The 22,666-nt window shown below is 45.0% G+C and carries 20 protein-coding genes and 2 pseudogenes; 15 read left to right on the top strand and 7 right to left on the bottom strand.

The genetic code is table 11. The features are described 5' to 3' along the window. Positions 1-284 precede the first annotated feature (284 nt). The 14 genes and pseudogenes from ltrA to DW182_RS08690 all read left to right on the top strand — a co-directional run bounded on the left by ltrA (position 285) and on the right by DW182_RS08690 (position 9,892). Positions 285-1,931 (top strand): group II intron reverse transcriptase/maturase, encoded by a 1,647-nt coding sequence (ltrA, locus tag DW182_RS08755; RefSeq protein WP_005655094.1) that lies wholly within the window; start codon positions 285-287, stop codon positions 1,929-1,931. Positions 1,932-1,939: 8 nt separating this feature from the next. Continuing rightward, positions 1,940-2,533: a TraG family conjugative transposon ATPase gene (locus tag DW182_RS08750; protein ID WP_032844123.1), complete on the top strand. Its 594-nt coding sequence runs from the start codon at positions 1,940-1,942 to the stop codon at positions 2,531-2,533. A 22-nt stretch (positions 2,534-2,555) separates the two neighbouring features. Continuing rightward, positions 2,556-2,687: a hypothetical protein gene (locus tag DW182_RS22710; protein WP_008020351.1), complete on the top strand. Its 132-nt coding sequence runs from the start codon at positions 2,556-2,558 to the stop codon at positions 2,685-2,687. Continuing rightward, the gene (locus DW182_RS08745; protein WP_004313115.1) at positions 2,688-2,963 is read left to right on the top strand and encodes a hypothetical protein; all 276 of its coding nucleotides are present in this window, start codon (positions 2,688-2,690) and stop codon (positions 2,961-2,963) included. It abuts the gene before it with no gap. 4 nt (positions 2,964-2,967) lie between these two features. Continuing rightward, positions 2,968-3,597, top strand: a pseudogene (locus DW182_RS08735) (DUF4141 domain-containing protein). A gap of 27 nt (positions 3,598-3,624) precedes the next feature. Further along, positions 3,625-4,638: a conjugative transposon protein TraJ gene (traJ, locus tag DW182_RS08730; protein ID WP_032844122.1), complete on the top strand. Its 1,014-nt coding sequence runs from the start codon at positions 3,625-3,627 to the stop codon at positions 4,636-4,638. A 30-nt stretch (positions 4,639-4,668) separates the two neighbouring features. Further along, a pseudogene (gene traK, locus DW182_RS08725) lies at positions 4,669-5,292 on the top strand (conjugative transposon protein TraK). After that, positions 5,282-5,572 carry a TraL conjugative transposon family protein gene (locus DW182_RS08720; RefSeq protein WP_032844120.1) on the top strand — a complete coding sequence of 97 codons (291 nt, stop codon included), beginning with the start codon at positions 5,282-5,284 and terminating at the stop codon, positions 5,570-5,572. Before traK ends, DW182_RS08720 begins: the two are co-directional and overlap by 11 nt. Next, positions 5,556-6,407 carry a conjugative transposon protein TraM gene (locus tag DW182_RS08715; RefSeq protein ID WP_032844119.1) on the top strand — a complete coding sequence of 284 codons (852 nt, stop codon included), beginning with the start codon at positions 5,556-5,558 and terminating at the stop codon, positions 6,405-6,407. Before DW182_RS08720 ends, DW182_RS08715 begins: the two co-directional genes overlap by 17 nt. Before the next feature lie 15 nt (positions 6,408-6,422). Beyond that, complete coding sequence (gene traM / locus DW182_RS08710; RefSeq protein WP_230596381.1) at positions 6,423-6,824, top strand: conjugative transposon protein TraM; 402 nt, start codon at positions 6,423-6,425, stop codon at positions 6,822-6,824. Positions 6,825-6,828: 4 nt separating this feature from the next. Continuing rightward, positions 6,829-7,728 (top strand): conjugative transposon protein TraN, encoded by a 900-nt coding sequence (gene traN / locus DW182_RS08705; RefSeq protein ID WP_032844117.1) that lies wholly within the window; start codon positions 6,829-6,831, stop codon positions 7,726-7,728. Between the two features lie 18 nt (positions 7,729-7,746). Beyond that, a complete protein-coding gene (locus DW182_RS08700) occupies positions 7,747-8,337 on the top strand; it encodes a conjugal transfer protein TraO (protein WP_009040009.1) in 591 nt (196 codons plus the stop codon). Between the two features lie 25 nt (positions 8,338-8,362). Beyond that, positions 8,363-8,824 (top strand): TraQ conjugal transfer family protein, encoded by a 462-nt coding sequence (locus tag DW182_RS08695; RefSeq protein ID WP_015532679.1) that lies wholly within the window; start codon positions 8,363-8,365, stop codon positions 8,822-8,824. Positions 8,825-8,980: 156 nt separating this feature from the next. After that, a complete protein-coding gene (locus tag DW182_RS08690; RefSeq protein WP_032844116.1) occupies positions 8,981-9,892 on the top strand; it encodes a M48 family metalloprotease in 912 nt (303 codons plus the stop codon). Between the two features lie 21 nt (positions 9,893-9,913). On the opposite strand, the gene DW182_RS08685 is transcribed toward DW182_RS08690, so the two are convergent. The 7 genes from DW182_RS08685 to DW182_RS08655 form a co-directional block, all read right to left on the bottom strand. Further along, entirely contained in the window at positions 9,914-10,375 is a 462-nt protein-coding gene (locus tag DW182_RS08685) for a hypothetical protein (RefSeq protein WP_032844114.1), read from the bottom strand. 360 nt (positions 10,376-10,735) lie between these two features. Then, the gene (locus DW182_RS08680) at positions 10,736-10,975 is read right to left on the bottom strand and encodes a hypothetical protein (protein ID WP_042994496.1); all 240 of its coding nucleotides are present in this window, start codon (positions 10,973-10,975) and stop codon (positions 10,736-10,738) included. 130 nt (positions 10,976-11,105) lie between these two features. Further along, positions 11,106-13,040 carry a ParB/RepB/Spo0J family partition protein gene (locus DW182_RS08675; protein WP_032844110.1) on the bottom strand — a complete coding sequence of 645 codons (1,935 nt, stop codon included), beginning with the start codon at positions 13,038-13,040 and terminating at the stop codon, positions 11,106-11,108. Between the two features lie 26 nt (positions 13,041-13,066). Continuing rightward, positions 13,067-13,657 carry a hypothetical protein gene (locus tag DW182_RS08670; protein ID WP_009860247.1) on the bottom strand — a complete coding sequence of 197 codons (591 nt, stop codon included), beginning with the start codon at positions 13,655-13,657 and terminating at the stop codon, positions 13,067-13,069. A gap of 62 nt (positions 13,658-13,719) precedes the next feature. Beyond that, positions 13,720-14,733 carry a hypothetical protein gene (locus DW182_RS08665; RefSeq protein ID WP_032844108.1) on the bottom strand — a complete coding sequence of 338 codons (1,014 nt, stop codon included), beginning with the start codon at positions 14,731-14,733 and terminating at the stop codon, positions 13,720-13,722. A gap of 32 nt (positions 14,734-14,765) precedes the next feature. Beyond that, positions 14,766-15,059: a hypothetical protein gene (locus tag DW182_RS08660; protein ID WP_002562183.1), complete on the bottom strand. Its 294-nt coding sequence runs from the start codon at positions 15,057-15,059 to the stop codon at positions 14,766-14,768. 1,176 nt (positions 15,060-16,235) lie between these two features. After that, on the bottom strand, positions 16,236-20,306 hold the full coding sequence (locus DW182_RS08655; RefSeq protein ID WP_005831654.1) for a hybrid sensor histidine kinase/response regulator transcription factor: 4,071 nt from the start codon (positions 20,304-20,306) through the stop codon (positions 16,236-16,238). Positions 20,307-20,549: 243 nt separating this feature from the next. Between DW182_RS08655 and DW182_RS08650 the strand changes: the two genes are divergently transcribed. Continuing rightward, on the top strand, positions 20,550-22,664 hold the full coding sequence (locus tag DW182_RS08650) for a hypothetical protein (protein WP_005831652.1): 2,115 nt from the start codon (positions 20,550-20,552) through the stop codon (positions 22,662-22,664). The last annotated feature ends 2 nt before the right edge of the window (positions 22,665-22,666 follow it).

Genomic DNA, 22,666 nt, shown 5'->3' with positions numbered 1-22,666 from the left:
GGTTACACGAACATGATGACTGCCGGCGGATAGACGGATTCTAACCCATTCGTTTGTCATATACAAGAAACATGGTAAACCCGTATTTCTCCTGTATAACAGCAGGTAAGCAAACCGTAAGGAAAGCCGAATGAAATGCGGGCAGAGGAATGTGGAAAAAGCGAATGCCATTCTGTAATGGAGCGGATAGAGGTTGAAACATCACCTCACACGAAAGTGGGCTGACTTCCGCAAGGTGACTTTTTACAAGAAACTTTTAGAACTTATTTAAAGGAGAAAAGCAAATGAACGAAAGTAAGACATCGTGTGCATCTACTGACCAAAAGTGGAGCACTTGGGAAAGCATAGACTGGAACAAGTGCGAAATAGCGGTTAATAAGCTACAAGCACGTATTGTAAAAGCTCAGAAAGCAGGCAAACACGGCAGGGTGAAAGCTTTGCAGTGGATGCTGACGCATTCGTTTTACGCTAAAGCTTTAGCGGTAAAACGTGTTACATCGAACAGAGGCAGTAAAACTGCGGGTGTTGATAAAGCTGTGTGGGCAACTTCCAACAGTAAATTCAAGGCCATCAGCGAGCTAAGAAGAAGAGGCTATACCCCTCAACCTCTAAGAAGGATACATATTAAAAAGAGTAACGGGAAGTTGCGTCCATTAGGGATTCCGACGATGAAAGACAGGGCAATGCAGGCATTGTATCTGCTCGCATTGGAACCTGTGTCAGAAACAACTGCTGACAGCAACTCCTACGGATTCCGTAAAGAGAGAAGTGCTGGCGATGCAAGAGAACAATGTTTTTGCGTCCTTGCCAAGACAGCTTCTCCCGAATGGATTTTAGAAGGAGACATCAAAGGTTGTTTTGACCATATCAGTCATGACTGGCTGTTGGAAAATATTCCAATGGATAAAGTCATGCTGAAAAAATGGCTCAAATGCGGTTTCGTTTTCAACAAGGAATTATTCCCTACGGAAGAAGGAACTCCACAGGGTGGAATTATCTCGCCAACTCTTGCCAATATGACATTGGACGGTCTGCAAGCAATGCTCGCAGAAAAGTATTATAGGAAATCCGTTAAGGGACAAGTATATTATCCAAAGGTTCACATGGTTCGATACGCGGATGATTTTATCATTACGGGAAGGACTAGGGAAGCATTGGAGGAAATAAAGCCGTTAGTGGAGAACTTCCTTGAAAGTCGGGGACTTACTCTATCAGAAGAAAAGACAAAGATAACCCATATTGAAGAGGGCTTTGATTTTCTCGGGTACAATATCCGTAAATACAATGGAATACTTCTAATAAAGCCGTCCAAAAAGAGTCTGAAGGGATTCATGGAGAAAATCAGAGGAATCATTGATTCCAATAAAGGTAGTAAACAGGAATCTCTTATAAGACTTTTGAATCCGGTAATAGTCGGTTGGGTGAATTACTACAAGAATTGCGTGGCTTCGGACACATTCAGAAAAGCTGATTACTTGATATTTGAAAAGCTATGGCAATGGGCCAAGAGACGACATCCCAAGAAAGGTAAATATTGGATTGCCAGCAGATACTTTACACGAATAAAGAATCGTAACTGGTGCTTTGTGGCGAACTTCAAAAGGGGTAAAGCGGATGATAAGATTGCCCTCAAAAGACTGTACGACACGAAAATCACCCGATACGTAAAAGTGAAAGGTGAAGCCAATCCTCTCGACCCTGAATGGAAAGAATATTTTGAAAAGCGCAAGACTTACAAGATGCTCAAGTCGCTTAATGGTAGAAAATCATTGCTGTATATGTGGGAAAAACAAAATCATTTATGCCCCATATGCGGAGAACCCATAGACAAAGAACACTCGTGGGGAACTAATGAAAGAATTGTCAATGGAAAGAAAGTTAATTTCTTGGTACATGACAGTTGCAGAAGAAAAGTCATTCAACTTAAATAGATGTAACAATGAGCTGGTTTCTATTAGATAGAAATTTAAAGTTGCTTGAGCCGTATGATTGGAAACTTTCACGTACGGTTCTTAGGGGGGAAAGGGGCAGTAATGCCCCCGACCTACCCGGCAAGGCAATCGCCAAGGAAGGTATGGCAAACTACATCCGTTATCTTTTTAAAACAGTCAGAAAGTTTTACGGAGAGGCGGTTGTAGTGACGCAGGAAGTGGATGATATTATCTCTTCCCCCGTTGTGAAAGAGACGATTATCAACAACAGTGACTGCAAAATACTGCTCGATCAGCGGAAGTATCAAAACAAGTTCGACCAAATACAGAACCTGCTCGGCCTGACGGACAAGGAACGCAGCCAGATACTTTCTATCAATCTTGCCAATGCAGCGAACCGCCTTTATAAAGAGGTCTGGATAGGGCTTGGCGGTACGCAAAGTGCGGTATATGCGACAGAAGTTTCGGCTGAAGAGTACCTTTGCTACACCACCGAAGAGACTGAGAAACTGGAACTTACCCGCCTTACGGAAAAGCTGGGCGGAAACATCGAACTGGCTATCAAACAACTTGCCGAAAGCAAACGGCAGGAAAACAAGTAACCATATTAATCTATAGACAACAATGAGTAAGAAAGATTTATTAAGCCAATGCAGGGAAGCACTCGGAGATGCGACCCTGACCAATCTGGATCTGCTGAACCTGATCGGGGAAATGAAGAAGGAACTGGAACACGACCGCATCTGCGGTCACTGAATGAACAAGGAAGGCGGCTCCACGCTGACAATCCGTAAATCCAACCATGTGACGGACGGATTCAAGGGATACAAGGCTACGCTGTTCGCCGGAGAAATGAGTTATACCGAAATCAATATCCCGCTTCGGAAAGGGGACGACCTTTTCCTGCACGGGAACAAGGATGCCGGATGTATCGGGTATTTCAGCGGAAGCGAGGTATTGCTGTTCGGCTGTTACGGACTGTTTGCCCGTGATGACGACAGCCGGTATTTACTTACCAAAGAAAGGAGATAGACGCATGAAAAAGAGAATGATAATTTTATTCATGGCACTACTGTCCCTTTCGGTGACAAGCAAAGCACAATGGGCAGTGATAGACCCTACGAACCTTGCTCAAGGCATTGTAAACTCGGCCAATGAAATTGTACAGACTTCCACAACGGCACAGAACATGTGAAGTAACTTTCAGGAGACTGTAAAGATTTACCAGCAGGGAAAGGCCTACTACGACGCTTTGAAATCTGTACACGATCTCGTAAAAGGGGCACGCAAGGTACAACAGACTATCCTTCTGGTAGGTGACATCAGCGATATTTACGTGACTAATTTCAATACGATGATGGGCGACCCGAATTTTACCGTGGAAGAACTCTCGGCCATTGCTTTCGGGTATAACCGGTTGCTTGAAGAAAGCAGCAACCTGCTGCTGGACTTGAAGGAAGTGACCACGGCTACCGGACTCTCGATGACCGACAAGGAACGACTGGACATCATCAACCGGATATACGGCGAAGTGCTGGAATACAAGAACCTGACATGGTACTATACCCGAAAGAATATCGGCATATCGTACCTGCGCAGCAAGAAGAAGGGGGATTCCCAGCGGGTGCTTGCCCTGTACGGGACACACGACCAGCGTTACTGGTAATCATTCATCATTAAAAAAAGATAGACTATGGTATTACTATCAATAGACTGGACGAACCTGCATGAGTTGCTGCGTTCGCTTTACGATGAAATGATGCCGCTGTGCGAGGATATGGCAAACGTGGCAAAAGGTGTGGCGGGTATCGGTGCCCTGTTCTACGTGGCTTACCGGGTGTGGCAGTCCCTTTCAAGGGCGGAAGAGATAGACGTGTTCCCACTCTTCAGACCATTTGTGCTGGGCCTTTGCATCATGTTCTTTCCTACTATGGTGCTGGGGACAATCAACGGGATTCTTTCCCCCGTATGCAGTGCCACTTCCTCACTGGTTGAACAGCAGACTTTCGACATGAAGAAGTATCAGGAAGAGAAAGACGAGCTGGAACGGGAAGCGATGCTGCGTGACCCGGCAAAGGCTTTCCTTGTGAGTGATGAGGAATTTGACAAGAAGATAGACGAGCTTGGCTGGTCGCTGGGGGACATGGACACGATGATAAACATGTACGGACAGAAGGCGGTGTATGACATGGGGGAAAAGGTGAGGCAATGGTTCCGGGAACTGCTGGAACTCTTCTTTCAGGCAGCCTCGCTACTGATAGACACGCTGAGGACTTTCTTCTTGATTGTCCTGTCCATACTGGGGCCTATCTCTTTTGCGCTGGCCGTCTATGACGGGTTCCAAAGTACGCTCACCACATGGTTGTCACGCTATATCTGTATTTACTTATGGCTGCCCGTGGGCGACCTGTTCGGCGCTATCCTCTCACGCATACAGGTTCTGATGTTGCAGCAGGATATCAAACAGATGCAGGACCCGACATTTATACCGGATGCTTCGAACAGCGTTTATTGCATCTTTATGATTATAGGTATCATCGGTTATTTCTGCGTTCCCACGGTGTCCTCGTGGATTATCCAGGCAGGCGGTGCGGGAGCTTACGGGCAGAAGGCTAACGGTGCCGGGAAAATGGCCGGAAACGGTGCGGCGGCAGTCGGAGGCGCAGTCGGCGGATCGGTAGCCGGACGCATCAAGAAAATGTTCTAAACGTATCACTTTAAAAAACAGAAAAAAGACATGGAGTTCAAATCATTAAAAAACATCGAGACATCATTCCGGCAGCTACGGCTGTTCGGAATGGTATTCCTGGGAGTATGCGCACTGGTAACGGTCTTCGCCACCTGAAAGGCATACGAGTTCGCCGAGGCGCAGCGGCAGAAAATCTATGTACTGGACAGCGGAAAATCGCTGATGCTGGCACTCTCGCAGGATGTGCAGCAGAATCGCCCCGTGGAAGCGAGGGAACATATTAAACGTTTTCACGAACTGTTCTTCTCCTTGTCACCGGACAAGAGCGCCATTGAAAGCAACATCCAGCGTGCCCTTTACCTTTCGGATGAAAGTGCCATCGGTTACTACCGGAACTTGCAGGAGAAAGGCTACTTCAACCGGATGATAGCGGGAAACATCTCGCAGACGCTGACGGTGGACAGCATACAGGGGAACTTCAACAGTTATCCATACGAGATGAAGACCTATAGCCGGCAGCACATCATCCGTTCGAGCAGCGTTACCGAAAGGTCGCTTGTCACCACCTGCCGTCTGAGGAATGTAACCCGGAGCGACAACAATCCGCAGGGCTTTCTGATAGAGAGTTTTACCATCATCGAAAACAGGGACATCGGACAGTATGAAAGATAACGGTATAAAAAAGGTCTTCCACTCGTTCAGAACGGAGAAAGACCGACATACAGCAAAACTCCGCAGGCGGTGGCAACGGCTGAGCTACCGGCAGCAAAGGATGATCATCCTTTACCTGCTCGGACTCTTCGCCGCCATCGATCTTGCCTACATCGTGAGCGGTTTCTGCGGGACAGACAAATTTCCGATTGAGGTACAGCATCTCCAAAGGATTGCGCTTCCCCAAACGGACAGTATCCAACCATTAAAAAACAATGTATCCAATGACACAATCCGATAAGAAAGAAGAAAAGAATAAAAAAATGCAGAAAGCGGAACCTGCATCCGAAAAGGAGAAGAAGTTAAACCGCAAGGTTACCGACAAGCTGAAATTCTATGGTGTGGTGACATTCCTCTCCCTGCTTTGTGCCGGGTTCATCTGGTTTATCTTCAAACCGGACACACCCGAAACGGTGGAAGGGACGGCAGGAATCAATACGACGATACCAGACGCTATCGCACCGGAGACGATGGCCGACAAACAGAAGGCTTACGAACTGGAAGAGATGAAGAAACGCAGGCAAGAAAAAGTGAGAACCTTGCAGGACATGGCAGGTGGCTATCTGACACCGGACACAACGGACGGGCTGAAACCGGAAGAAGATGTACCGAAAGCGGATGCTATCCGGGAGTCCAGAGAAAAACAGCGGCAGATTTCAAGGCAGATCACCTCGTTCTATCAGGAACCGAAGGAGAGTCCGAGGGTGGACGAACTGGAACGGCAGGTAAAGGAGCTTAACGAAAAGCTGGAACGTGAACGGAAAGGACAAGACCCGCTGGAACTGATGGAAAAGTCGTATGAGATGGCGGCACGCTATTTCCCCGGACAGACGGGCGGACAGGTGAAAAACATACAGCCTGCGGGCGTTACGGGCGGTTCCTCCGGCAATCCTGCGGCCATAGCTGCCGGACGTGCCACGGAGAATGTGGTTTCGTCACTGGCCGTACCTCCGGTACCCGACACAATACCCCGCAATTACGGTTTTGCCACGGCCGTGGGCGGCGGACAGCTTGTCGGAGCCAATACGATACGTGCCTGCGTGGCTGAAGACCAGACAGTGACCACCGGAGCATGACTGAAGTTCCGGTTGTTGGAACCGCTGCAAGTGGGAGGTGTGCTTGTACCTGCCAATACTCCGCTATATGGTACGGTGCGTATCGAAGGGCAACGAATGGCAGTCACAGTAAACTCCATAGAGAGTGGCGGCAATATCCTGCCGGTGGAACTAACGGCTTACGATATGGACGGGCAGGCCGGGCTTTTCGTTCCGAATACCGCAGAACGTATCGCCATGAAGGAAGCCGCCGCCAATATCGGGGGCAGTTTCGGAACAAGCATCTCGTTCGCACGCAGTGCCTCGCAACAACTCGTCATGGACGTGACAAGGGGTGTGCTTGGCGGCGGATCACAATATCTGGCCACAAAGATGTGTGAGGTGAAGGTGGCTGTAAAGGCAAATTATCAACTTTTATTAATATCCAAAAAGCAGTAATCAGATGAAGACAAGAATTATTTTATCATTAGTCATGCTTTTAACCGTATTGTCGGTAAAGGCGCAGGAAGCGGTGGAAACAAAGATTTTTCCCACCAACCAGATTATCTCACCGCATAAGATTGAGGTGACTTTTCAGAAAACCGTACATATCCTTTTCCCTTCCGAAGTGAAATATGTGGATTTGGGTTCGTTCGACATCATAGCGGACAAGGCCACGGGAGCGGAAAATGTGGTACGCATCAAGGCGGCGGTGAAAGGTTTTGAAGGGGAAACGAACTTCTCCGTTATCACTGCCGACGGTTGTTTCTATTCTTTTAATGTGGTTTATAAGGACGAACCAGCGCAACTTTCCATTGAGATGGAAGACTGGCTACGGGACAATCCCGAAGGCGGGATTGCGGGCGACCGCATGTTCGTGAAGCTGAAAGAACTCGGCGGGGAGACACCGCTGGTGGTGAACCGTATCATGTACACGCTGTATAAGAAGAACAAAAGGGACATCAGGCATGTCGGTTGCAAGAAGTACGGCATACAGACACTGCTCAAAGGGCTTTATATCAACAATGATCTGCTGTACCTGCATACTTCCCTGCGCAACAGTTCGGATATATCGTTCGACATTGATTATATCCGTTTCAAAGTGGTGGACAAGAAAGTAGCCAAGCGCACGGCCATGCAGGAGAACTTCATAGAACCTGTAAGGACATACAACCGCCTGGTAACGGTGGACGGGAAAGCCACGGTGCGGGGTATATTCGTGCTGCCCAAGCTCACCCTGCCGGATGACAAGCTGCTCGTGGTGGAGGTTTACGAAAAGGGCGGTGCCCGTCACCAGTCGTTCCGCATAGAGAACACAGACCTTGTGGCGGCAAAACCAATCAGTGAACTGCATCTGAAATAATAACCTATATATAATATAATGTATATGCAAAGAATACTATTCATACTGACAGTTGCCATGTTGTCGCTCTTTGCGGGCGAAGCATACGCGCAGCGTGACCTGCCGGGACAGACGGGTGTACAATTTACAACAGGGGGAGTCAATCATTTCCTTTCATGGAAGAGTGGCGGCGAACGCCACTACTTCACCTCGCTGGCCTTTACACATACCAACCGTAACCGTACCTGCTGGCTGTATGGTCTGGATTATCAGATAAAGGAGTACACCTACGAAAATAAGGCAATACCCAAAGCGCAGTTCACGGGGGAACTCGGCTATTTTATTCCCGTATTGTCGGACAAGGGCCGGAACGTCTGTTTCCGTATCGGACTTTCCGTTTTGGGCGGCTTCGAGACAGTCAACTGGGGAACCTCCCTGCTTCCTGACGGAGCGGCGGTGACAAACGGTGACTGCTTTATTTATGGCGGCGGTCTGACGGCGGCTTTCGATGTCTGGCTGACAGACCGGATTATCCTGCTGATGCAGGTAAAGGAAAGGGCGCTCTTCGGAACGGATGCGGGTAACTTCCATACCCAGATAGGATTGGGCGTCCGCCTTATTATTAACTAATAAAAAGAGAAAGGAGAAACAAAAAATGAAAAACGTATTATATAAATGTATAGGTGCACTGCTTGCGGCGCTGGCCTTCAATTCTTGTAACGACGGGATAGACATCCGGCAGGATTATGATTTCAGCCTCTCGTCATGGTATCTGCAAAAGCAGATTGCAACGGGTGAAACGGTGGAGATACGCTTTTATCTTGACCGTGAAGGGGACTATGAAAAGGCGGAGTATGAAATAGGTTACATCCAGATGGAAGGCAAGGGAGAAGTGTCCGATAGTGAAGGCATAAAACTTGTGAACAGGGAAGTGAGGCCGCTGGCAGAGGTGCCGGGACTGGATACGGAAAATCCGGTCAGGCAGATATTCACCCTCTTTTACCGTTCGACAAGCGCCAGACGTTCGGAACTGAAATTCTTTGTCCGGGATAATTTTGGCAGGGAAAGAGAAATGACGGTGACGTTCGATTTAGAAAACACTACGGCAAAGGAATAACTGCTACCATTATCTATCAAGAAAGACGGTGGGGAAACCTGTCGTCTTTGTTTTATGAAATTTGCTTAATGAAAACAAATGAATAAGTAATTGTTCCGGATTGCACAAAATTTGTTTTTATATTTAGCCGGAAGTTAATAGTTCAATCATATACGCATGAAAACAACACTCAGAATATTCCGTATCATCAGCAAGCTGTTGCTGCTGGCTTATGTCACGATAGTGAATTTTGTCTTTATTACGGTGTTTTACGCATTGCTACTTTCAATCTTGCGCCATATATGGCCGGCATATATACCGGGGCTGTTTGATGAGGGGGTGATTCCGTATTTAGTCAATACGTTACCGTATTATCTTTTGCTGTTATTCATCCTTTATTCCATTTCTCCGCTAAATGTGTGGGTGCTACGCAGAAAAGAAGGATACCGTCCTTTGAACAGTTCCGATCGCATGAGGCTGGAACGGTTACTTTCAGAAATGGGTATGAACCGGAAACTGAAACTTTATCGTAACAATGACGCACGGGTAAATGCCGCCGCATTCGGTTTCAATACGATAGGACTGACGGGCGGAGTACTCGCTTCCGCTTCGGATGAGGAGCTGAAGGGCATCATCAGCCATGAAGTGGGGCATATCTCCCATTACGACTTTGTCTATCAGGTGCTTTTATTCTCGATGGAGTCGTTCGGTTACCGCTGCCTTTATGGTATATTTCTTATTCCGGCTTTGATATTCGGGATAATTGGCAGCATGGTGTTTGCATTGGTTCCGGCTTTAGGCCTTGTAGGTGAACTCATAGCGAAGTTATGGTGGGCCGTTTACAAACTGCTTCACCGGATTATATACGGCATCAGCCGGATAACTGACGTGAATATCAATAAATATGCCGAGTACCGTTGTGATGCCTATGCAGTAAAATATGGTTGCGGCGAAGGATTGCTTTCTTTCCTCCGTCGGTTGAAAAGGACGGAAGACGTTTACGGTGAGCGTCCGACTTTCACCGAATATATCATGAGTACGCATCCGTCCACCGAAAAACGGATTGAACGGCTGGAGAAACTGCTGTAACCTGCGGTAAAGAATGTGTACCTATATCATTTTACGGATATTGGTATAGGGAGTACCGGATGCGCATATCTGCTGCATTTCTGTGGAAAAGTCATCGTAATAACAGATGATATGACCACCGACAAGCGCATTGCCAAAAAACTCTTTTTCCGGAAGTATTTTTTTATTGTCCGCCTGCTTTATCAGGTCGTCATACAAGGCATGATACACCTTGTCGGTATCTGCCGGAAAAACGGTTTCCGGTATGGCTACTGAAAGGATTATCTCCGGGCATTTGCCCGCTTCACGCAGCATGACTATCGTATCCGCACCTAATAATCCGATATAGGAATGCGGATTGCAGGTGAATGTGCGATAACCTTCATTATAAAGTGAAAGGATAATCCGGTAGAGTTCCATACGGATTTTATCTTCCCTGAATAGGTCGTATTTTGTTGTCTTTTCAATGGTACTGCCGGTAATGGCAACGTTCTTGTTGTACATCTTCCTGTGATTTTTGAGTAATACCTTGTCCATAACTTCCTGTTATGTACCAAAAAAAGCACGGAACTTAACAGGTTCTACTCTCCGGTACGACCAAGCACCCATGCAGGAAACGAGTTAAGACCGTGCCATTAGTGTATGACAAGGACTCTGCCCGTTTATTCTCCTGCATTGAATTTGGTCGTTTCGAGAGTAAGAACAAACAGCTAAAAGCTATTCTAATATGTTATCATTCAAAATCTTTAATCTTATAACTTTCTTTTTTGGTTCAACCCTGCAAAAATAGAAAAAAGCCGGGCAACCGCATAGGGATTGCCCGACTTTTTTAAGAGGATGTATTCAAGTGTGGGGTGTGGCAGGTCAGTCCACGGGTTCGCCGCCATAGCGAAGGCGGCAGATGTCCTTGTGGATTTCACACATGATATGCATCTGCTTCTGCTTGCTGATATGGCGGCTTTGGGAACGCATGAACAGACGGTTCTCTACCAGACTGCAAAACTTTGTACCTTCCCTGCTCACGATGCAGAGGATTTGATGTTCAAGGAAAAACTCCCTGTCGGTGGAATACTCCACGTTAGGGGACATTTTTATATATTTCATATGCTGATATTTTTAAAGGTTTTACGGTGGCGGTGTGGGTGGGGTCGTCCGGCCCTGCCCTCTGTTCTCTTGGAGGGTGGTGAAAAAGATGTGCCGGATGTTGTCTCCGGCACATGCTTTCTGTTCGGCTTCAGGCGGCTTTTCCGCTTTCGGGCTTCTCCGTTTTCGGGGCGGTGACTTTCTTCTCCGTCTTTTCTGCCGTCTGCTGTTTTTCCGCTTCTTTGGCTGCTTTCTTTTCCGCTTTCTTCATTTCCTTTATCCTTTCTTCCAAACGTTCATGCCGTTTCTGATATTCTTCCTCGTGGGTGGCTTTGGCAAGTCCGTACTGGTCGGGAAAGTGCATGTTTGCGAAGTCTCTTAACAGCTTGGATGCGTTGTTGTCTCCGTGGCCGTTCTCACAAAGGAAGTGGCTGATGAAGTCCCGTTTGATTACCGTCTTTTGTGCGTCCGTCAGTTTGGCAACGATTTTCATCCGCTGTTTCTCGTCCAATGCGAAAGGCTGGTCCTTGATGCCAAAAAGCGAAAAATGCTTCCTTTGCAGTTGGGTAAGCATGGCGAAATAAACCATACCGTCCTCGTACTGCGTGAACGGACTTTCGGGATAGTCGTTCTCCCGGACAATCTTTTTCGTGTCGGCAACGGTTTTTTCGATAGAAAGCTGTTTGAAACGCTTGTCCCTCTCCTGCAATGTCCCGATAGTGACGGGGGCGGTTTCCTTCCTGTTTATCTCCACGTAGCAGAGTTCGGGTTCCGTCTGCCCTACCTTCACATAGGTCTTTATCCTGCCTTCCTCCTTCATGCGGTCAAGTTCCTCCACCTTTCGGGCATATTCCTCGTTTCTGCGCTCAAATGTCTGCACCGCTTGTTCGTACTCTTTCGCTTGGGGGAACTGCTCTTTCTTCGGTGCTTCGGGGGCTTTTGGAAATTCCCTTGCCGATACGTTGTAGTCAAGTTCCTTGATTTCATGCCCTTTCTTGTCCAATTTCTGTAGTGCCATATCGTTACGGCTTCCGTAGTAGGGGCGTGCGACAACCAACTTCGGATCGGATTTCAAAAGTTTCTCCGTCTCTTTTGCCACATGGGCGGCATTCTTGGTTTCCAGACATTTGCGGTTTGTGCAGTGTCCGCATCCGTTATGCTCGGCAAAGAGATTGTAATTGGCTGCGTTGTGTACGCATGCCTTGCATTCCGTCTTGTCGAATTTGTATTGCTCAAGGTCGGTTGTGTAGTATTTCTCAAAATATTTCTTGAACAGATTGAGCGTGTAACCGCTCCAATCGTCCTTGTTGTCTGACTTGAGGTGGTTCTCATACACGTCCTTTTGGATATTTGCTTCATAGGTGCTTATCTCTTCGGCTACGCTGATAGTAATTGTTTCATTGTCTAACAGTTCACCGATAGGCGCATAGAGTTCGTTCAGTTTCAATCGGGTATAGATATACTTCTCGCTCCGTCCGAAACGTCCTGCCAAAGAATAAATATCATACCGTCCCTTTTCAAGCAAGCGTTTGAAGGCTTTAGCTTCTTCGGTGGGGCGTACCTGCTCACGCTGCAGATTTTCACTCAGTGACATATCTTCCGCTTCATCATCTGTTATATTATTATAGATAGTTGCCTTTATCGTCTTTGCTCCTGCAAGCAGTGAAGCACGATAACGGCGTTCTCCGTATATGATTTCATAACCGCCTCCCGTGTGTGGGCGTACCGCAATGGCTTGTAAAACGCCCACTTCCCGAATGCTTTCCGCAAGTTCCTGCAATGATGCGTCATTGAATGTCTTGCGGTGGTTGTCCGTGCTTGGTTGTACGGTGGTGATGTCAAGGTCTGTTTCGGCTGTGGCCGTTGCAAGCGGTGTCTTGAACGTGACCTGCTGCGGTGTTTCTTCCGTAACGGTGGGAACGGTTGTCGTTTCGGGGGTGTCCGTCACTTCGGTAACCGTGGGCACGTCCTGCGGTGTGAGTAACATTATCTGCTTCGAGATAACTGCCAAAGCGGTTACTTTTACTGCATTTTCTTTCTCTGATTTCTGTACGTTGTTCTTCTGTACTTTTTTGTCCGTCTTCATAATGATAAGTTTTTAAATGTTGATAATTAATTGAATAGTTTTCCGTCTGAAAGGTATTCCCAACCGTTGGCGTTGCTTTCTTCCGTGAAGTATTCCAAAGTCTGGGTGCTCTCCATATCATCCCGACAAGCACGGAAAAAGCTGTCGAGACAATCGTTCATAAGGTCATCAAACGTGACATTCTCGGTGGGGGATTTCAAGAACTTATAAATCGGATCAAGAATATCGTTATCTATATAATAGCCCGTAAGGGGGCAGCAGGTATCTACAAATATCCTGCTTTTTCGTCCTTTCATTCCTTTCCAAAAATATTTTGGAGTGTATAGGTCGTTCCAATGGTTGTTCATCAGATAGGCCATCAATCGCCAACCGCTCAGGCTGTCTATACAATCTTCCTGCCTGCTACGGTAGTCATAGCTGTAATTGCATGCGTCATATCTCCAATTACGGCACACGATACCGAAGCGTTCGCAAAAGGCATCAAAGGTTTGGCGGTTCTCGTGCGTCCAACCGTAAAAGTATCCATTGCATAACCACTGGTTATAAGCCTTTTCTTTGGCTTCTTCGGATAACTCGGTTATCCGATAGAGGGTGTATGTTCTTGTTTCTGTTCTCATGTCGTTATTTTTATGGGTTCATTGATAGGTGGGCGGATTGCTCCGCCCTGCCGTTCATGCTGTCATACACGGATGCACGTGGCGAGTGCTTCCCTTACTTTCTGCTCCTGCTTCTTGGAATATATCCACCCTGCACGTCTTTCGCCCTTATAGGTGAGGTTCGCACGGAACAGACCGTTCAAGTTTTTCAGAACGTCCTTTATCGGCTTGGTGTCACCAAATACGGCTATCGCCTTCTCGCTGTATTCCACGATTTCAAGATTGAAGGATGAAAGGTTTGCGGCTGTTGTCGGCTGTTGTGCTTCGTTTTCTCTCTGCGGTGCTTTCATGCAAAGGTTGGCTTCATCTCCTGCGGTGTGCGCATACCGTTCTATGAACTTTTCAAGGTCGTAGATAGGCTCTTTCTCAACCGTCCAACCGCTGTACTTGTTCCTGCCCAGATACATGCCGTCCCCCATGCTGTAATTTTCACGGTGTTCGTAATCTGCGTTATATTCCACCAAATAGGCCGTTCCCTCAAAATTGGCGGCATGCTTGCGCATTTCCGAAAAGAGGTTGCGTGTATGCTTGGAAAAGCCTAAAATGACGGTTCTTGCTATACTGTAGTCGTAATAGTCCGTATAGCTGTCGCACTCGTTTACCCGTAGTGTGCCGATAATGACCGCCTTTGCATCCGTCGGGACAAGGGGGCGCAAACGCTCCGTACCGATTTTGGCGATACGTTCGTATTCCTCTCTTGCTTCCTTCGCTTTCTTTTCTTCTTCGGCTTTCTTCTCTTTCGCTTTGGTCAGTAAAGCGGCTGTTTCCAACGGATCCAAAAACTTGGGGTTCGCATCATCGTAATAGATGCCTATTCCGAATTTCTCTGATAATGGCCGGATAAGGTCGGAAGTGTGAAACTCGTGTGTTCGCAAATTGACAAGATGATAGGTTATTCCCCACTTGTCACGGGTTACTTCATACACAACATAGCTGTCATAGCTGTAGCCTTCCAATACTACCACTTGATTGACTGAAACGGTCTGAACGCTTCTGTCGTAACTTTTGTTAGCTCCCAATAAATGTACTTTAGTCATAATGATTTAATTTAAAAATGATTAATATTCTGTCAGAGTATCACGCAAAGAACAAGGATGAGAAGAGCGAGCACGCAAAGGGAAAGGAAAGCGGAAAGGATGCGCCACACGGCACGGATGAGGAAAAACACCACCGCCAAAACTGCCAACATGGGCAACTCACCGCCCAAGCCAACCACTACACCACCGACAAAGGCACACACGAAACGTACTGCCACATAGACCATGAAACCGACCGACAACCACTTCACCAAATTTTTAATGCCGGTTGGAGCGGAGCCGAAGCCTCGTTTCAAATCTTGTTGTATTTCAGTTCTCTTTTTCATAACATTGACTTTTTTTTTATGCCTTGTCGGTGGCCTCACCTTGCTCGTTTCAGGGGGCAGATACGGACGGGGAGAAAATATGCAAGGCTTTTGGTGAAAAATTTTCAACCGCCCCACTGGACGGATTGAAAAATTTTCATCAAAACCCGCAGGGCGCGAAGCGGGCTTGCAGATTTTTAGGGGACCCGGACGTAGCTTCGCACCCTGAACCACGCAAGGTGGAGCTACTGACGGGATAATAAAAATGGGGAAATCGTTATAAAGGGAAAAAAGAACTGAAATATGGCAGGATTCGAGAATTAGGCTAAATAGGCACATAATAGTGTGTATTGAGCTTGGGGGCTACATCTTGCGGTGGTAATAGTTTATATGTATTGATATACAACATTGTTTCAATAAGATTTAGAAACTATTTTGATTCTTCTTTTAGAAGTTTAATAAGTCTCCTTACAAGAGCTCTTTTATCTATTTCCCTCTGTCACATAGCCTATTATATTATTTTGAAAAAATAGATAAATCCTCAAAATAACTTTCGAGAGTAAGCTGAAATAAAATAAAAAAACAGCTTTTTAATATGCTTATACATAATGTAAGTACTTTGTCTTTTATATGAATCCTCGTTAGTGCCTGTAAAATAATAAGCATAAAATTGTATAATATGAATGGATGATATTAAGGTGTATATTAGTTGTGGTTTTTCTTAGTTTTGAATTGTAGCAATTCAAAAGTTCTTAGTTACTTGGTGTGGTAGAAAATATTGACTATATTGATAGTCTGCTATATTATAAATTTATTAATAAAAAAACGTTGTAAAGTTTATTTTTATCTGAAACTTATATTTTAATGGGTATCTTAACTAACTTTACCTCTTAAAGTGGCAAAGAACTAATTCAAATCTGTCTATTTCAAATAGACTATATTGCGTTAATTGTTAATATTATGCAACAGATTTCTAGTTGTTTGTTTGATATTAATTATCTCTAAAGAACTTATTTAGAGTCTATTTAAATTTTCTTCAAAAAGTTTTTTATTCTGTTTCTTCCTAAGTTTCTTTTCGGTCTGTTTTCCTCTTTTTATTCGTTAAATAGCTTGCTATGCTTCTCGTAAAACAGAAAAACATCCTCAAAAAGAACTCTCAAAAGAATGCTAAATAAAATTTAAATAGGCTCTTATCTTTTATTTTCTATGGCGTTTGATATATTCCGACGGAGATACGTTGAACTCCTTGAAAAAACAGTCGCGGAAATGGGGCATGTTGTTAAAGCCTGTTCTAAAGGCTGCATCCGAAACATTATATTCCCCGGTCTGTAATAAAAGGGCACAATTTCTTAATTTGATTTTTCGGACGAACTCGTTAGGTGTGAGTTCGGTCAATGCTTTTACTTTACGATAGAATGCCGAATAGCTCATATTCATGCGGTCTGTCATAAAGGCAATATCTATTTTTTCCTGCTCCAGATTATTTTCTATTAAAGAAGTCAATTTGGTAAGAAAAGCCTCATCCAGTTTGTTCAATTGTGGCTGGGTGGAAGATGGCGTTTGCAAATCGTTGGACTCTTCTGTTATTGTAGTTGGGACGTTTGCTATAAACCGTTTGGCTAAGCGTTTCTGGATTTCCAATAAATTGTTGATCCGGCTTCTTAGTAGTTTAGCACTGAAAGGCTTAGTCAGGTAAGAATCCGCTCCGCTGTTATAACCTTCCTCTTTATCTTGTATAGAATCTTTGGCTGTCAGTAAAATGACCGGTATATGACTGGTGTTCATGTCGCTTTTAATAGCCTTACATAAGGCTATTCCATTCATGTTGGGCATCATTATGTCGCTTACTATGATATTAGGAGTATATTTCAATGCTAAGGCTAACCCCTCTTTCCCGTCATCGGCTTGCAATATTCTATAGGTATCTTGCAGTTCGTTTGCAATATATTCCCGGATATCTCTGTTATCTTCCACGACCAGTAGGATAGGAAGTGTGTTTTCGGGGTCTTCTTCCACAATTTCTTTTGCAGGAATTGCTGAATCCTCTTCTTCTTTATGCAGTGCCTCGGGGTAATCATAGTCAGTCTTTATGCGAAAGAAGAAAGTGGTTCCTTTTTCAAGCACGCTTTCTACGTCCAATGAGCCATGATGCAAATCAACGAGTGACTTCACCAATGCCAGTCCGATGCCGGTACCCGAAGCTTGGTGCTTACCTTTCGCCTGATAGTATCGGTCGTAGATGTGTGGCAAAGACTCGGCATCGATGCCATAGCCGGTATCTGCCACGACCATTTCTACATAACTCGTGCCGTTTGCCTTTATCTGGTGCATAGAGAGAGTTATCTGGCCTGCCGGTGTATATTTGATGGCATTGGACAGTAGATTGTTGAGTATGATGGTGATGATTTCAGCATCGAAATAGACAGTCTTTTTCATAGGTTCTACTTCGATGTTGAAAGTCACATGTTCATTCCTGTTCAGTTCTTTGTATTTCAATCCTATCTCTGTAACCAAGTTGTTTAGATTTCCTTTGACTACTGTCAGTTGGCGGTTTTGAGTTTCTGTCTTGCGGAACTCCATTAGCTGGTTGATAAGATTGAGCAGTTGTACGGCACTACGATAGATGGTCTGTATCTTTGTGCGGAAAGGAGTAGGCATGCTTCTGTTGTCCTTTAAATCTTCCAATGGACCGATAATCAGCGTGAGCGGTGTGCGTAGCTCGTGTGCAATGTTTGTATAAAAACGCAGCCGCTCACTGTTCAGTTCGTGTTCCTTTTGCCGATTCTTTTTTTCCATTTCCAAGGACTTTTTCTCTATGTCCAAAGAATTTTGCAGTAAAAGTCTCTTTTTATATGAGCGGAAAATGAAATATATCAAAATCAATGCCAGCAATGTATAAAACAAATAGGCATACCAGGCTCTCCAAAACGGAGGATTGACAATGATGTGTAGAGGAACAATGTTGTCCTCATTCCATCCTCCGTTTTTTAGGCGTGCCTTTATCTTGAATGTATATTTGCCTGGCGTGACATTGCGGAAAGTAATGGTATTGTCATCTTCTGTATTATACCAAGAGTTATCCATTCCTTCCATCATATAAGCATATTCCACTTGCCCATTCTGTGCATAGTCTGCTGTGGAAAATGAAATGCGAAATGTGTTCCGGTCATAAGGTAAACGAATGAATCCCTCGTTGTCCGGTGTCATTGTTTCCGATTTTCGTCCTCCCTCTTGTGTATTGAAGCTTTCACAGGATATGATTTCTATAGAAGAAACGGTTTCGTTGGCTTCAATTGTTTGCGGATTGAAATAGCAAACTCCATGTAACGAACCAAAATAGATAGTGCCATCTGGTGTTATGGTTGCCGAGCCCTCTACAAATCCTCCCATAGGAACTCCATCCTGATAATCATAATTATGGAATTTTTGCTGATAAGCATTCCAACAGGCTATGCCGGTATAGGTACTGACCCATATATTCCCCATCTTATCCTGTTGAATGGCCCGGATATGACTGTCTGCCAACCCATTTTTTTCATCATAGACCTCTATTTGCTCCGGATAGTTGGAGTCTTTTACATAGGCTAATCCTTTATAAGTTGCAATCCATAATCCTCCTTGCCTGTCTTTGTATATTTGGTTAATGTTGTTGGAACAGAAATTCTTATCTTCATGCAGATGTATAAGCTCTTTATTATTGGCATCAAGAATGTATATACCGGAACCTAATGTGCCCATCCATGTCTTCTGTTGCTTGTCCTTCATTATGGCAAAAACTGTAGGTGGCCAGTTTTTCCAGCTATTCATCGCAATCTTGTTTATAGTCCCTTTACTATAAGTATATAACCCTATTTCACTGCCTATCAGCATTGTCCCGTCCTCATCTTCATAGAAAACACGGATATCCAAGTTATCCACATCCAAATCCACATGGCTGAAAAAGTCTTTTTGTGGATTGTAGCACATGACTCCTTCATCGTTGATTCCCAGCCAAAGATTATTGTTTTTATCTTTTTCTATGGTATAAATGACCGAATAGGAACGATACATATATGTGGAAAGATTCACGCGTCTGGATATCTGATGTCCGTCATATAGGGACAATTCATTTTCTCCTCCCAACCATACAGTGCCATCCGGATTGGCTTTTACTCCATAAATTCGTTTCCGGATTTTTGTTTCACCTATTTCATAGAAATAAGGTATGATATGAAAGTTTGATTGGTTATGGCTGATAAAATCAAGACCGGAACTGTAGTTGCCAATCCATACATTGCCAAATTTATCTTCTTGTATCATTCGTGTGTTGGGAGAAGACAGACTGCTGTTAAGATGGGTAATATTCTTAAACTCTAAATTCTCAACATTTTGAGTACTAAAATTATGTAAATCCAGTAGGCTGATTCCTCCTAAATCGGAAGCTATCCAAAGATTTTCATCCTTCGTCTCTGTGATGCAATGAATGTTGTCTCCTACCAGTGAATGCTCATTTTTGTTGTCGTGTCGGAAACAGGTGAATGTCTCTGTCATCGGATTGAACAAAGCCAGTCCGCCATTGGTTCCCACCCATATATTTTTCAGGTGGTCTATGAAGATGGAGCGTACATTATCTCCGGGAATACTTTGAGGATCATCTGGTTCATGAAGATATTTTTTTGCAGTTTTCTCCTTTAAGTTGATTATTGTCATTCCATTCCCTATGTGACCTACGTATAAAGCTCCGTTCTTGTCATCTCTGCAACAGCGGTTTCTTCCGGTCAATCCCGGAATGTTTCGGCTATTGTATGAGATGATTTTCTTTGTCTGTTTGTCATAGAAGTCTATTTCCCCACTTAAATATGCAATCCATACGCCTTTATCCCCAGCTGCCGGCATAATGTCGGTTACACTATTGCTGGACAATCCTTCATCTGTTGTGAAATCTTTGAATTGTTGCGTCCGGCAGTCGAACAGACTGATACCTTCTTGTCTGGAGCCAACCCATAGTATATTCTCGGATGGATCATAATACAGGGAGGTAAGTTCATTACTTACCAGTCCGGAATTACTTTCCTTATATACAATATTGCTCCCATTGCCGACCCATTTATTCAACCCCGCTTCCGTTGCAACCCAAACACATCCTTGTTGGTCAATTGCCATATCCAATACAAAATCGTTGGACAAGCCGTTTTGCGAACTGATGTGCTTAAAGTTGTAAGTTGCTTGTCCGGCCAAATTTTGGAGTATGGACAAGCTGATGATAAGATATGTCAATAGATTCTTCATGCACTGTATTTTTCAATGATACAAAATTAAGCATTTGCCATTGATATGGCATAATAATTTGAATAAAGAAAGAAAAACAACCCTAAAAGATGGATTTCCATCTTCTTTAACGCCTTTATAGGCGTGGAATAGTATTTAGAAAGAATACTAACTTCAAAAAAGAACTTTCCATCCCCCTTGTTCACGGTAAAACCTATAATTTTGTAGGGTCACTTTTGACATAACTCTTAATACATATATTTTATGACAAGAAAAACATTGCTGGTATTTCTCAGCTTCCTGCTTGCAACGGGTATCAATGCCCGTTCAGTTGGTTTGTTCGGACATGACAAGCTGGATGTGTCCGATACCGTTCGGTTTGCGGTCAATCCGTTTACCGGTGCCATTGACGAATTGACTGTTGAAGGCGACAAGCATCACATGAACTGGATAGTGAAAACTGACGGCAGTCAATACCCTTGGATTACGGAAAGATACAGTTGGGGATTGGGCTATTTCACGCAAGTAAAAGGACATGAAAGCCTGAAAAAGGAATGGATGCGCCCTCTTGTAGTAGAGGACGAAGGAAAAAAGGTTCTCTATAAGGAGGGTGACGTACTTATCCGTGCCGAACGCAGCATGGATGGTGGTGATTTGATAGAAGAGTACACTTTTACGAACAAGGGCGGAGAGCGGATCTGGTTGTACGATATAGGCATTTACACTCCATTTAATGATAATTATCCGAATTCTCAAACCTGCATCACCAATCGTTGCCATGCGCATGTATGGAATGGCGGAAGCGGTGCATACGTCAATGCGTTGCGAATGGGTTTTGAAGCCCCCCATGTAGGGATGATGCTGACCGAAGGAGCCATTGACAGCTATGAGATATGGGGACGGGGCAGGAAAACGAGCAGTTCGCACATGCGTGGTATATTTGCCATGAACCTGCCGGACATGCGTCTGAATCCGGGAGAGTCGTATCGCCTGAAATGGCGGTTGTTCTCGCATGGGGGAAAAGCGGACTTTCGTGACAAAATGTTGGACAAAGGCGGTGTGCTTGTCTCATCAGATAAATATGTATATGAAATAGGTGAAATGGCTTACGTTACTATGCGATGCAATTCTCCGCTCCGAAACTGTACTGCAAAGATAAATGGTATCCCCGTCAAAGTCTATCATGCAAACGGCATATGGACGGTAAAACACAAAATGGAGCAGGCGGGAGAAATGAGGGTGGAGTTCTGCTATGGCAACGGAAAGAGAACCCATGCCGACTTACTGGTAATAGATAATGTAAAAGATTTGGTGAACAAACGCATATCGTTTATCCGCAATCGTCAGCAGATGAACAATCCTCGCGACTTGCGCGACGGGGCGTATATGGTTTATGACTGCGAGGCCGACAGCATTTATCCGAACAACACGCCCAACTGTAACCCGGTGGACCGTGACGAAGGTGCCGAGCGTGTAGGTATGGGCGTGCTGTTGGCCAAGCAATACCTCTTGTCCGACAAGAAAGACAATGATTTGAAATCCTCTCTTCTCCGCTATGCAAAATTTCTCCGTACCCGTTTGCAGACACCCGAATACGTCACCTATTCCAGTGTGGATCAAAAGAACCGGAACCGGGCATACAACTATGTCTGGATTGCCGAATTCTATTTCTATATGTATCGGGCTACGGGAAACAGACAGTTTGTCCGTGACGGTTACGAAACGCTTCGTTCCATGTTTCGCCAGTTCGGTCATGGCTTTTACGGCATCGGTTATCCGGTATGTTTAGGGTTGCAATGTTTGAAAGAAGCCAAGATGGAGAACGAACACCAGCTACTGCTGGATGACTTCAAAACGATTGGTGACAAATTCATAGCCAACGGGGTGAACTATCCGGCCAGTGAAGTGAATTATGAACAGAGCATCGTGGCCCCGGCCCTGCAACTGCTCGCTCAAGTCTATTTGGAAACCAAGGAGCGGAGATATCTGGACGAGGTCAAGCGGCAACTTCCCGTTGTGGAGGCGTTCAACGGTTTTCAGCCCAGTTTCCACCTGAACGAGATAGCTATCCGCCATTGGGACGGGCATTGGTTTGGCAAATACGAGCTTTTTGGCGATACTTTTCCTCACTATTGGAGTACGGTTACTGCATCGGTTTACCATTATTATGCTTTGTGTACCGGCGATACATCTTATCAGAAGTTGGCCGAAGAGATTGTGCGCAATAACCTCTGCTTGTTTTTTGAAGACGGGAAGGCTTCCTGCGCCTACATGTATCCGCATAAGGTCAATGGAGAAAAAGCGCATTTCTATGACCCTTATGCCAACGACCAAGATTGGGCATTGGTATATTGGCTACAGGTGATGAAGAATCTGTAAGA

The sequence above is a fragment of the Bacteroides sp. AM16-24 genome, from assembly GCF_003471885.1.
Lineage (GTDB): Bacteria > Bacteroidota > Bacteroidia > Bacteroidales > Bacteroidaceae > Bacteroides.
Note: the sequence above shows the minus strand (reverse complement) of the source record. Positions and strands in the feature narration are given on the sequence as shown.